The sequence below is a fragment of the Microbacterium sp. MMO-10 genome (genome assembly GCF_037148715.1).
GTDB lineage: Bacteria > Actinomycetota > Actinomycetes > Actinomycetales > Microbacteriaceae > Microbacterium.
Genome location: NZ_JBBCSV010000003.1, coordinates 235,321 through 247,192, shown reverse-complemented (window position 1 = coordinate 247,192; position 11,872 = coordinate 235,321). Strand labels below are relative to the sequence as shown.

Here is an 11,872-nt window from a genome sequence, read left to right as displayed (position 1 = left end):
GTCTCCGTCAGCGCTCAGGGTCGTCGCCACGGCTCCACGCGATCGCGATGAGCCGGCGCAGCACGTCGAGGTCGATGTCATCGAGCTTGCGCACGTAGACGCAGCCGCGACCCTCCGTGAAGGTCCCGAGGCTCGGCAGCAGCGCGGCTCCCTCGGGCAGATCCTTCAGTCCGTAGAGGGAGAGCTGCGCCTTGCGGGGCGAGAACGCGACCTTCGGCCAGTCGCCCTCGCTGCTCGCGCCGCGATAGCGGTAGGTGCCGTAGCCGACCATGGTCGGCCCCCACAGCACGGGCTCGGCGCCGGTCGCCTCGCCGAAGATCCCGGCGAGGGCCAGCCCGTCGAGGCGGCGCCGCTCGGGCGTCGCCGCCTCGAGGAACGCCGTGACGTCGGCCGTCGTGGGCTGGGTCTTGATCTCGGCCATGGTGCCATCATGGTGCACGGCGCCGACATCGCACAGGCCGTCGCACGATCGGAGCAGGCGGCTCAGGCGATCCGCATGAACCTCGGCCCGCTGTAGCCGTCGCGGTCGACGTGCTCCTCGAACATGGCGAGCGGCCGCGCCCAGTGGCTGTAGTCGTCGTAGAGCTTGCGGTAGAAGACCAGCTGCTCCTCGGTCTCGCTGTGCCGCCCGACGGCGATCACCTCGTAGCGGGCGCCCTTGAAGTGCTGGTAGATCCCCGGTGCGACCGACATGTGCGCACATCCCTCCGCCGAGTCCTGCGCCGGTCCGCCCGGCGACCTCCCCGTGGCGCCGGCGGCGATCACGAGGTCCGATCAGAGAGCCTCCCACGTCGGCGCGGGCCGCACCAGCTCGGGCGGCCGGAGGGTCCGTCGGTATCATCGGGTGATGGCCGATTCCTCCGCAGCGCCCCGCAGCACCGGCCGCTATCGCAAGGGCATCGCCCGCCGCCAGGAGATCCTCGACAAGGCGATCGAGGTGTTCGCGCGACGGGGCTCGCAGAAGACCAGCCTGCGCGCGATCGCGCAGGAGGTCGGCGTCACGCACGCGGCGCTGACGCACTACTTCGGATCCCTGGAAGAGCTGCTGGTCGAGGTGTACCGCGCCTCGGAGACCGCGACGGACGCGACGCATCCAATCGCGCCGGAGGCCAGTCCGGCGCGGTCGATGCGCACCGCGGCGGAGCGCAATCGCAGCATCCCCGGTCTCGTGCAGCTGTACTCGACGCTCGTCTCGACGGCGCTCGAGGACTCGCACGGCGCCGCGCAGGAGTTCATCACGCAGCGCTTCAGCCGGCTGCGCACGACGATGGCGGAGCAGGTGCAGATCCTCCAGTCCTCGGGCGCACTGCGCGCCGACCTGGATCCGGATCTCGTCGCCGCTCTCGTGATCGCCGCATCCGACGGCCTGCAGACCCAGTGGCTGCTCGACGACACCGTCGATCACGAGGCGGCTCTCGACCTGCTCGACCGCCTGCTGTCCGGAGGCGTCACCGGCTGACGCGACCGTCTCACCGGCTGATCCAGAAGCCGTGCCGACGATGTCGCATCGGGTCGCCGTGCGCAACTCAGGCTGCCCTCAGGCCGGGGCAGCAGGTCGGCGCGGAAACATGCGGCGGTGATCGGCGCCGCTGGTCGTCCAGCCTGAATTGTGCGCGCGGCGCCGACCGGAACCGGGCAGAGACCGGCGGATCCGGGACTCGCGCACAGGCTGGACCCCCGGATCCCGGCAGCCGTGGTGGGGCGGCGGCGATCGGCACGCCGCCCCACCGCGTCAGAGGGTGGACGCGAACGGGTCGAAGCCCTCGGGCAGCAGCGGCACGGGGCCCACGGTGCTCTCGACCGCGACCGTGCGGCCCGTGCGCGCGGACTCCTGGGCGGAGAGCAGCACGTCGAGCACGTGGAAGCCGAGCTCGCCCGACGCGACGTGCGGGCGGCCCGCGGCGATCGCGCGCACCATGTCCAGCGTGCCGAGCCCTCGGCCGATCTCGATGTCCTCGTGCGAGATCTCGATCCACTCCTGCTCGAAGGACATGCCGTCCCGCAGCACGCCGAGCGGCTTCACATACGCGATCCGCCCGGTGAACATGTTCGGGTCCGGGATGACGATGGTGCCCTCGGTGCCGTGGATCTCGACGACGCCGTGGCGCTCCAGCGCGGAGTCGAAGCTCAGCAGGCTCTGCGCCTGCGCGCCCTGCTCGAAGGCGGTGACGATCTGGATCGTCGACGGAACCTCCACGGGGAACAGGGTTCCCGCGTTCGGACCCGTCCGGATCTCACGCTCCTCGCGCGCCTTGGTACCGACCGCGGCCACGCTCTCCACGGGCCCGAGCAGGCTGACGAGCGCCGAGAAGTAGTACGGCCCCATGTCGAGCAGCGGGCCGGCGCCCTCGGCGAAGAGGAACGCGGGGCTCGGGTGCCACAGGTCGGGGCCCTGCGTCTGGAAGGCCGTCTGCGCGAACAGGGGACGGCCGATCACTCCGCTCTCGATCGCCCGCCGGGCGGCCTGGAACCCTGGGCCGAGCAGCGTGTCCGGTGCCGAGCCGACCCGCAGCCCTGCGGCCGCGGCCTCGCGCAGCAGCTCGGCCGCGCCCTCGCGGTCGAGACCGAGCGGCTTCTCCGTCCAGACGTGCTTGCCGGCGGCGATGGCCGCCCGCGACACCTCAATGTGCACGGCGGGGATGGTGAGGTTGATCACCAGATCCACGCCCGGATGCGCGAGGACGTCATCGGCGGATCCGAACGCCGGCACCCCGTACTTCTCGGCCTGTGCCTGCGCCCGGTCGAGCAGCAGGTCGCCCACGATGAGCACCTCGGTGTCGGGGAACCGCCCGAGGTTCTCCAGGTAGGTGTCGCTGATGACGCCGACGCCGATGACGCCGATCCCGACCGCGCTCATCGGGCGAAACCGCCCTCGGTGAGGAACGCGTAGCTCGCCGCGATGTCGGCGAAGACGTCGCCAGGGGCGTTGTCGTACTCGATGATCGCGTACTGCACGGCGGATGCCGCGCGCAGGGCGTCGGCGAGCGGCACGTCGCCGGTGCCCGCGTGACGCTGGTCGAGGCTGTCCGAGCCGAACTCGCCGGCACCCGGGGCGAACGGGTTGGCCTCGGGGGCGACGCCGTCCTTGACGTGCACGGCGACGAGACGGTCGCCCAGACGCGAGACGAGACCGGGCACGTCCTGTCCGCCGACGAGGGCCCAGTACAGGTCGAGCTCGAGCGCCACGCGCTCGTCGGTGAGGGCGACGAAGCGCTCGTAGGCGCTCTGTCCGTCGAAGTCGGCGACGAACTCCTGCGCGTGGTTGTGGTAGCCGACGGCGAGGCCGAATCCGGCGGCGGTGTCGGCCAGGGCGTTGAGCCGGTCGGCGATCTCGGTCACGCCGTCGAGCGTGAACCAGCGCTCCGGAGCCACGAACGGGTCGATGACCGTGGTCATGCCGAGCTTCGCGGCGGCCTCGAAGACGATCTCCGGCGCCGGCGTGGGAATGGATCCGTCCGGCGTCCACAGCTCATCGGAGAGCAGCGGCGCGTGCCCGGTGGGCGAGGCGAGACCGGAGGCGTCGAGGGCGGCGCGGATCTCGTCCGGCCGGCGCACGAAGTCGAACGCCTCCACGTTGCGCAGCCCGATGGCGGCGAGCTTGTCGAGGGATCCGCCCATGTCGGCGGAGAACTCCGCCGCGAGCGTGTAGAGCTGAACCGATGCTTCTGGCAGGACCACGTTGACCTTCCTTGTCTGCTTCTCTGCGGGGCGGGCGGTCTTCGCCCGTCCGCTCAGGGTAGCAGAAACCTCCACATGGAGGTAATGGTTTTCGAAGCGGATCCCCGAGAGCCGCCCGCACTCGCGAGCGGAACGAGACCCGGGCGATTCGGTTCATGTCCGAGGGGGTGCCTAGTCTCGACGCATGGCCACGCTCGATGATCTGCGTCGTGTCGCCGCCCCTCTGCCCGGCAGCGAGGAGCGCACGACGACCGGCGGTGCCGCCTGGTTCGTCCGCAACAAGCTCTTCGCATGGGAATGCTCGCCGTGGCCGAGCATCTCGGAGGACCTCCGTGAGGTCATCGCCTCCGAGCTCGTGGTCGGCGTGAAGGTCGCCGACGAGCTCGATGCGCTCGCGTTGCGCGAAATGGCGCCAGACGTGTTCCTCGGCCGAACGACACGGTGGGGCGAACCGAAGATCGCGTTCCGGATGCGGGAGATCGACGACGATCATCTCGCCGAGCTCGTGACCGAGGCTTGGCGCGTGCAGGCGCCCCGGTATCTGCGCCGCGAGTTCGACGACAGGTAGATCGCCGGCGTCCGTTCCGCGATACGACGGATCCCGCGTCTCTCCGCTCCAGCACCGACTCGAATGCCGTCGGGCGAGCGGCCCTGCGGGTTTCTCGCCGATCGGCACGGCCGACGTGGCGCAGATTAACGACAAAACCCCCGGGAAGATCCGGGGGTTTCATGGCGGAGACGGAGGGATTTGAACCCTCGGTCCCCTTGCGAGGACTCCACCTTAGCAGGGTGGTGCACTAGGCCTGACTATGCGACGTCTCCAGATGTCCGGCGGGCCGAACACCAGGGACCATCCTAACGGGTCCGCAGGGGTGGCGCGAACCGAGCGCGGGCGGGCGACCTCAGGAAGGGGCACCGTGTGACGATCAGCACGCGATGTGACGATCAGCACACGGATCCCCGTCAGCACGTGTGCCGATCGTCACACGGTGCGCAGATCGTCACGTCACCGGGCACGACACTCCCCGGGGCGCCCGGCCACCGGGCTCCCCGAGCGGGCGCAGGGCGGGATCAGCCCGAGTAGCCGTTGCCGTTCGAGCAGGTCTGCTGCGCGGCCGACTGACCGGCGATGTTCTCCGGAAGCTGGACCGGGCCCGCCGTGGCGCCGGGGGTCGGCGTCGCGTTCGGGTCGGTCGTCGCCGGGTCCGTCGTCGCGGGGTCCGTCGGCGTCGGCGTCGCGGAAACGACCGCGTCGTTGCGCTGCCCGGTCACCTGGATCTGCTCGTTCGCGGCGAGCGCGGCCCAGAGCTTGTCGGCGCTGTCGTAGTCGGGGACGACCTTGTTGGGGTCGTCCGGATCCGCGAACACCGGATAGTTCACGAAGTTGATCTGGTCGAGCGGGACGTCCTTCATCGCCAGCGCGATCTGCACCAGCAGCGTCGGGCTCGTCAGGCTCGTGCTGGGCGTGACGTTCGACATCACCGTGTTCGCGAGCTTCAGCAGCGTGCCGGGGTTGGTGAGCACCTCGGCCGACATCATCTTGCGTGCGAGCGACGACATGTACACCTGCTGGTTGCTGCCGCGGCCGAGGTCGCTTCCGTCGCCGACGCCGTGGCGGGTGCGCAGGAACTGCAGTGCCCAGTAGCCCTGCAGCGTGTGCGTGCCGGCCTCGAGGTTCAACCCGGTGTCGGGGTCGGACATGCCGTTCGCGATGCAGACGTCGACGCCGCCGATCGCGTCGGTGACCTTCATCACGCCGCCCCAGGTGATCTTGGCCGCGAACTGGATGTCCAGTCCGGACACCTTGCTGACCGTGCGGGCGACGCACGCCAGACCGTTCTTCGGGCCGCCGAGCTCGAGGGTCGTGTTGATCGCCTGCTTCGACGCGGGGCTGGTGTCGTTCCCGTCCGAGTCGACGCAGGACGGGATCGGGACCATGAGGTCGCGGGGGAAGGTGATGACCGTCACACGGCGCGGGTTGTCCGAGATGTGCAGCAGCAGGTTCGTGTCATTCCGCTCGCCGGCGTTCTCGGGATCCGAGCATCGGTCGCCGAACTCGGCCTTGAAGTCGTCCTCGCAGGCGTCACTGCCGACCAGCAGCATGTTCACGCCGCCCTTGATCGCCCCGAGATCCGGCGGCACCGACTTCTCGCCGTCCAGCGTCACCGCCTTCGCGGTGTAGGTGTGGGTCAGGTCGTAGCCGATGTAGGCGGCGACCCCGAGGCCCGAGACGAGCACGACCGACATCGCGATGCCGAGGATCTTCAGGAGCTGACCCCAGGCGCTCGGTCGGCTCAACTGGCCGTGTCCGGCGACGGGGCGTCGGGTTCGGGACGTCGCGCTCACTCGGTGCCTTTCACGGATCTGCGGGTGACCCGCGCCACCCTGCGCTCACTCAGCGGAGAGTGTGGGATTCGAACCCACGGGACATTGCTGCCCACTGGTTTTCAAGACCAGGTCCTTCGGCCGCTCGGACAACTCTCCTCGGCATGCCTTCGCATGCCGAACAGGGGTCGAGTCTAACGGAGAACCGGGCGGCGCCTGATGAGCGCATCCCCATTGTGCCCGGAACGCCTGGACAGCCCCTGAACGGAGGCCCAGGTCAGCCGTCGGAAGGACGCACCGCCAGCGGGGCGCACCGCGCTCAAACCCTCCGGGCGCCCGCCGCGGGGACCGCGAGCACGATGCGCTCGATCGCGGCTGCGAGACCGCCGTCCTCGACGTCTCCGGTGACCTCGCCCGCCGCCGCCCTGACCTCGTCCGGAGCCTGCCCCATGGCCACGGCCCGGCCGCCGAGGCCGCGCGCCCAGGAGAACATCCCGAGGTCGTTGCGGCCGTCCCCGGCGACGAAGACATGGTCGCCCGCGTCGTTTCGCGCGTCCTGCACGCGGGCGAGCGCGGTGCCCTTGTCGACGCCGCGCGGGGCGATGTCGAGCCACGCGGTCCAGCCGATGGCGTACGACACCTCGTTGAGCCCCGCATCCTGCACCAGCCGGTGGAAGTCGTCCTCGTCGTGGCCGGGCGAGACCACGACGACGCGCGACACCTCCTCGACGCCGAGCTCGTCGAACAGCACCTCGCGGCCGCCGTCGAGCGTCCAGTCGTCGAGCTCCGCCGTGTACAGACGCTGACCGGATCCCAGCTCCACCATGTACCGCGCGTCGGGCAGGCGGTCGTGCAGCAGCTCCAGCACCGCGGTGGGGTCGAACGTCTCCACGTTCCAGCGCTCGTAGCCCTCGGAGGCAGGGCCGGGGGTCACGTCGTCCTTGCGGCGCATCGTGACCGCGCCGTTCGAGCACACGACGTACTCGGGCCGGATGTCGAGGGCGTCCAGGAAGCGATGCGTCGCCATCCAGCTGCGCCCGGTGGCGAGCATGACCTCGTGGCCGGCGTCGCGCGCGCGAGCCACCGTGTCGACGACGCCGGGGCTCATCGTCTCGTCCTGCAGCAGGATGGTGCCGTCGATGTCGAGGGCGATGAGCCAGGGCGAGGTCATGCGTCCGCGCCCTCGGTCCCCGAGCCCGCCGAAGGGGCGCCGAGGGGCCGCAGCACCTCGAGCCCGCCGAGATAGGGCCGGAGCACCTCCGGCACCCGCACGGATCCGTCCTCCTGCTGGTGCGTCTCGAGGATCGCGACGATCCAGCGCGTGGTGGCGAGCGTGCCGTTCAGGGTCGCCACGTGCTGCGTCTTCGCGCCGCCCTCGCTCGAGCCCGCCGGGGCGGCGGGGCGGTGCCGGATGTCGAGCCGGCGCGCCTGGTACGTGGTGCAGTTCGAGGTGGAGGTGAGCTCGCGGAACGCACCCTGGGTCGGCACCCACGCCTCGATGTCGTACTTGCGCGCGGCGCTGGATCCGAGATCCCCGGCGGCGACGTCGATCACCCGGTAGGACAGCCCGAGCGCGGTGAGCATCTCCTCCTGCAGCGCGACGAGGCGCAGGTGCTCGGCCTCGGCGTCCTCCGGGGTCGTGTAGACGAACATCTCGAGCTTGTTGAACTGGTGCACGCGGATGATGCCGCGGGTGTCCTTGCCGTAGGACCCGGCCTCGCGGCGGTAGCAGGTGGACCAGCCCGCGTAGCGCAGGGCGCCGCGGGTGAGGTCCACGATCTCGCCGGAGTGATAGCCGGCCAGGGCCACCTCGCTCGTGCCGACGAGGTACAGGTCGTCGTCCTTGTCGAGGTGGTAGACCTCGTCGGCGTGGTTGCCGAGGAATCCGGTTCCCTGCATGATCTCGGGCCGGACGAGGGTCGGCACGATCATGGGGGTGAACCCGGCGGAGAGCGCCTTGTCGAGGGCGAGGTTCATGAGCGCGATCTCGAGGCGCGCGCCGATCCCGGTGAGGAAGTAGAACCGGGCGCCGGAGACCTTCGCGCCGCGCTCCATGTCGATCGCGCCGAGCAGTTCGCCGATCGCGAGGTGATCGCGGGGCTCGAAGTCGAAGGTCGGGGTCTCCCCCACACGACGCAGCTCGACGAAGTCCTCCTCGCCTCCGGCGGGCACCCCGTCGATCACCACGTTCTCGATCGCGGCGAGCGCGTCGGCGGCGACCTCGGCGGCCTCGTTCGACGCGGCCTGCGCCTGCTTCACGCGCTCGGCGAGATCCTTCGCCTGCGCGACCAGGGCGGCCTTCTCCTCCTTCGGCGCCTTCGCGACCTGCTTGCCGAACGCGTTCTGCTCGGCGCGCAGCTCCTCGAACGCCGCGAGCGCGGCGCGGCGCGATCGGTCGGCCTCGATCGCCGCATCGACGGTCTCGGGCGCGTTGCCGCGCGCGGCCTGGGACTGACGGACGAGCTCTGGCTCGTCGCGGAGAAGGGCGAGGTCGATCACCGTTCAAGTCTAGGGCGTCGCAGGACGGTGCCTCCTGGGCCGCGGACTAGGCTGAGCGCATGACTGACGAGGCCGGACGCCCGCGCGCCGCACTCGTCGTCAACCCGGTGAAGGCCGACGCCCCGCGGCTGGTCGGGCTGCTGCGATCGCTGTCGGCCCAGGCCGGCTGGGACGAGCCCGTCATCATCGAGACCTCGGTCGAGGATCCGGGTCAGCGCGCGACCCGGATCGCACTCGACCGCGGGGTCGCGGCCGTGCTCGTGGCCGGCGGCGACGGCACCGTGCGCGCCGTCTCGGAGGCGATGTCGGGAACCGGGGTGCCCCTGGCGATCGTGCCCAGCGGCACCGGCAACCTGCTCGCCCGCAACCTGGGCCTTGCGCTGGACGCCCCCGCCGCGGCCATCGATGCCGTCTTCCACGGCGACCGGCATCCGGTCGACATCGGCTGGGCAGAGCTGACCCGGCAGGACGGAGACGTGCAGGAGCACGGGTTCGTCGTGCTCGCCGGCATCGGCCTCGACGCCCACATGATCGCGAACACCCGGCCGGGGCTGAAGAAGTCGGTGGGCTGGGTCGCCTACGTCGACGGCGCGGCGCGCTCCCTGCCCGGGGCGAGGCCCTTCCGCATCATGTACGCGGTCGAGGACCTCAGGCTGCACTCGGTCAAGGTGCACAGCATGCTCTTCGCCAACTGCGGCGCGCTGCCCGCGGGCATCGCGCTCATCCCGGACGCGTCGATCACCGACGGCGATCTCGACGTCGCGGTGATCCAGGCGCGGGGCCCGTTCGGCTGGATCGCGGTGTGGCGCACCGTGTGGTGGCAGAACTCCGTGCTGCGGCGCAGCAAGGCGGGCCGGCGGGTCATCGAGCTCACCGGGTCCGGCAACTCGATCCGCTACCTCCGCGGGCGCGATGCCGAGGCCGCGACCACCGATCCCGCGCCCGTCGAGCTGGATGGCGACGAGTTCGGGGAGGCCGTGCGGATCCGCTGCCGCATCGACCCGGGAGCGCTGCTGGTCGCGGTGCCCGCCGGGCACGTGATCAGCCCGGCCTGACCGGGCCGCCGTCCGGAAGGACGCGGGCGTTCAGCCCGCGACCGGCACCGCCCCGTCCAGGCCCCCGCCCTTGAGCGTCAGCGTGTAGGCGGACGGATCGGCCGGCGCCTTCACCTCGAGGACGGTGACGCGCGGGACGAAGTCCATCGTGCAGGCCTGCTTGGCATCGGAGGCGAAGGTCACGGTCGCGCCGGACGCCTCCTCGGCGAGATCGGACACGACCGGATGACAGGTCGACGAACCCCAGGTCAGCAGCAAGATCCCGGTCGACGAGAACCAGCCGGCACTGGGCTTGCCGTCGGCGACCGGGCTGAGCGTCCCGCCGCCGCTGAGCGGCACGAGCCCCTGGAACCCGGTGCCCCGGAACGACACCGTGACGTCCGCCTTGGGATCCACGGACTCGGGGACGGCGATGTAGGTTCCGCGCGCGGTGAAGTCGGCGGTGCAGACCGCTTTCGCATCCGGCTCCGCGAGGGTCACCGTGATGGCCTGTCCGTCGGCGGTGACGTCCTCCGCGACCGGCGTGCACGCGAGCGACGAGGACCCGAACGTGACCAGGCCGATGCCGCGGCCGCCGTCCAGCCACGCGGCCGCGGGGTCCGTGGACGGCTCCGGAGCCGACGTCGGCTCAGCGGTGGGGATCGGGCTGCCCACCGGTTCGAGCTGCGCACAGCCCGACAGTGCGATCGTCAGCGACGCGGCGAGCGCCGCGATGGTCAGGCCGGTGCGGATCCTCATGGCCACATGCTATCCAGGCGGACGTGTGCGGGCCATGCCCCTGCGTGCAACGGCTCGTGCACGGAGGCGATCGGCGACCGGCCCGCGGATCCGAGGGCTACTGCAGCGACGATGTGAGGCGGGCGAGGTTGTCCAGCACCGTGGAGCGCAGCGGCTGCTGCAGCCACTCCTCGAGGGTGAGCTCTCGGCTCAGCTCCCGGTAGCGATCCTCCACCGCGCGCACCTCCTGGACGAACTCCTCGCCGCGCACGAGCATCGAGATCTCCAGGTTGAGGCCGAAGGAGCGCATGTCCATGTTGCTGGATCCGATGACCGCGACATCGTCGTCGACCGTCAGGCTCTTGGTATGCAGGATGTACGGCTTGCGGTACATCCAGATCCGCACACCGGCCCGCAGCAGCGCCTCGTAGTAGCTGCGCTGCGCGTGGTAGACGACCGCCTGGTCGCCCTCCTCGGAGACGAACAGCTCGACCTGGAGGCCCCGGTCGCAGGCGGTGGACACCGCGAGCAGCAGCGCCTCGTCCGGTACGAAGTAGGGGCTGACGATCATGATCTTGCGCTTGGCGGCGTAGAGCAGCCCGAGGAACAGGCGCAGGTTGTTCTCGGCCTCGAATCCGGGACCGGACGGCACGATCTGGCAGTCCAGATCGCCGGAGCCGTTGTGCGTCGCGACGAAGTCGACCGACTCCGGCACGTCGTCGGTCTCGCTGTACCAGTCGGACAGGAACACGGCGTTCACGCTCGCGACGACCGGTCCGTCGACGCGCACCATGAGGTCGACCCAGTGCAGCCCTCGCTTGATGTTCTTGGGCAGGTTGTAGGTCGAGTCGGTGACGTTCTGCGACCCCAGGAAGGCGACCTCGCTGTCCACGACGAGAAGCTTGCGGTGATTGCGCAGGTCAGGTCGCTGAGTGCGTCCCTTGAGCGGCTGCACCGGCAGCATCAGATGCCAGTCGGCGCCCATCGCGTCCAGCCGGCGGATGGTCTGCTTGTAGCGCGGCTTCCACCGGTTGGCCCAGTGGTCCAGGAGCACGCGCACGGGAACCCCGCGGGCGGCCGTCTCCTCCATCGCGCGGAAGAAGTTGTCGGTCGCGGCATCCGACTGCAGGATGTAGAACTCCACGTGGACGTATTGCTGCGCGGTCCGGATCGCGTCGGCCATGGCGTCGAGCGAGGCCTGATAGTCGGAGATGAGATGCGCGCCGTTGTCGCCGGAGAGCGGCAGCGCGCCGAGGCGCTGGTTCATCCCGATGAGCGACCTCAGCCACTCGGGCGTACCGGGCCGAGGCGTGCCGAGATGCAGGTCCTTGGTGACCTCGGCGATGGTCTCGTTGATGAGCTCCTGCTTCTTGCGCCGCGCGCGCGGCAGCCGCGGGTTCCCGATCAGCAGGAACAGCAGCACGCCGATGTAGGGGATGAAGTAGATCGCGAGGAGCCAGGCGGTCGCGGCGGTGGGACGGCGGTTGCGGGGCACGACGATGATCGCGATCACGCGGATCGTGATGTCGACCGCGACACCGAAGGCGACGATCCACCAGGGCCACGCATCGGGCGTCATGCACGTACTCCTGAGCCGG

General features: G+C 70.4%; 12 protein-coding genes and 2 tRNA genes. 3 read left to right on the top strand and 11 right to left on the bottom strand.

Annotated features, from left to right (window positions below):
• Nucleotides 1-7: 7 nt before the first annotated feature.
• A complete protein-coding gene (locus tag WFJ17_RS09950) occupies nt 8-421 on the bottom strand; it encodes a DUF1801 domain-containing protein (protein WP_336648306.1) in 414 nt (137 codons plus the stop codon).
• Nucleotides 422-483: 62 nt separating this feature from the next.
• A complete protein-coding gene (locus tag WFJ17_RS09945) occupies nt 484-693 on the bottom strand; it encodes a DUF1653 domain-containing protein (RefSeq protein ID WP_251439210.1) in 210 nt (69 codons plus the stop codon).
• A gap of 154 nt (nt 694-847) precedes the next feature.
• Here WFJ17_RS09945 and WFJ17_RS09940 point away from each other — a divergent pair, with 154 nt between their 5' ends.
• A complete protein-coding gene (locus WFJ17_RS09940; RefSeq protein ID WP_251439212.1) occupies nt 848-1,459 on the top strand; it encodes a TetR/AcrR family transcriptional regulator in 612 nt (203 codons plus the stop codon).
• A gap of 273 nt (nt 1,460-1,732) precedes the next feature.
• On the opposite strand, the gene WFJ17_RS09935 is transcribed toward WFJ17_RS09940, so the two are convergent.
• A complete protein-coding gene (locus WFJ17_RS09935) occupies nt 1,733-2,857 on the bottom strand; it encodes a Gfo/Idh/MocA family protein (RefSeq protein ID WP_336648305.1) in 1,125 nt (374 codons plus the stop codon).
• A complete protein-coding gene (locus WFJ17_RS09930) occupies nt 2,854-3,678 on the bottom strand; it encodes a sugar phosphate isomerase/epimerase family protein (RefSeq protein WP_251439216.1) in 825 nt (274 codons plus the stop codon). Before WFJ17_RS09930 ends, WFJ17_RS09935 begins: the two co-directional genes overlap by 4 nt.
• Nucleotides 3,679-3,862: 184 nt before the next feature.
• Here WFJ17_RS09930 and WFJ17_RS09925 point away from each other — a divergent pair, with 184 nt between their 5' ends.
• The gene (locus tag WFJ17_RS09925) at nt 3,863-4,246 is read left to right on the top strand and encodes an MmcQ/YjbR family DNA-binding protein (RefSeq protein WP_251439218.1); all 384 of its coding nucleotides are present in this window, start codon (nt 3,863-3,865) and stop codon (nt 4,244-4,246) included.
• Between the two features lie 162 nt (nt 4,247-4,408).
• Here the strand turns inward: WFJ17_RS09925 and WFJ17_RS09920 are convergent.
• The 5 genes from WFJ17_RS09920 to serS all read right to left on the bottom strand — a co-directional run bounded on the left by WFJ17_RS09920 (nt 4,409) and on the right by serS (nt 8,502).
• Nucleotides 4,409-4,500: transfer RNA gene (locus tag WFJ17_RS09920), tRNA-Ser, on the bottom strand.
• A gap of 249 nt (nt 4,501-4,749) precedes the next feature.
• Nucleotides 4,750-5,976, bottom strand: a complete 1,227-nt coding sequence (locus WFJ17_RS09915; protein ID WP_251439220.1) for an LCP family protein — start codon at nt 5,974-5,976, stop codon at nt 4,750-4,752.
• Nucleotides 5,977-6,077: 101 nt separating this feature from the next.
• Nucleotides 6,078-6,162 (bottom strand) — tRNA-Ser (locus WFJ17_RS09910).
• Between the two features lie 160 nt (nt 6,163-6,322).
• On the bottom strand, nt 6,323-7,174 hold the full coding sequence (locus tag WFJ17_RS09905) for an HAD family hydrolase (RefSeq protein ID WP_251439221.1): 852 nt from the start codon (nt 7,172-7,174) through the stop codon (nt 6,323-6,325).
• A complete protein-coding gene (gene serS / locus WFJ17_RS09900; protein ID WP_336629972.1) occupies nt 7,171-8,502 on the bottom strand; it encodes a serine--tRNA ligase in 1,332 nt (443 codons plus the stop codon). The genes WFJ17_RS09905 and serS overlap by 4 nt, the downstream gene beginning before the upstream one ends.
• 59 nt (nt 8,503-8,561) lie before the next feature.
• Between serS and WFJ17_RS09895 the strand changes: the two genes are divergently transcribed.
• Nucleotides 8,562-9,557: a diacylglycerol/lipid kinase family protein gene (locus WFJ17_RS09895; protein ID WP_251439223.1), complete on the top strand. Its 996-nt coding sequence runs from the start codon at nt 8,562-8,564 to the stop codon at nt 9,555-9,557.
• A gap of 30 nt (nt 9,558-9,587) precedes the next feature.
• Here the strand turns inward: WFJ17_RS09895 and WFJ17_RS09890 are convergent, their stop codons facing one another.
• Together WFJ17_RS09890 and cls are read right to left on the bottom strand one after the other, a co-directional pair.
• Nucleotides 9,588-10,295, bottom strand: a complete 708-nt coding sequence (locus tag WFJ17_RS09890; protein WP_336648304.1) for a hypothetical protein — start codon at nt 10,293-10,295, stop codon at nt 9,588-9,590.
• A 97-nt stretch (nt 10,296-10,392) separates the two neighbouring features.
• On the bottom strand, nt 10,393-11,853 hold the full coding sequence (gene cls, locus WFJ17_RS09885; RefSeq protein WP_295034153.1) for a cardiolipin synthase: 1,461 nt from the start codon (nt 11,851-11,853) through the stop codon (nt 10,393-10,395).
• Nucleotides 11,854-11,872 lie beyond the last annotated feature (19 nt).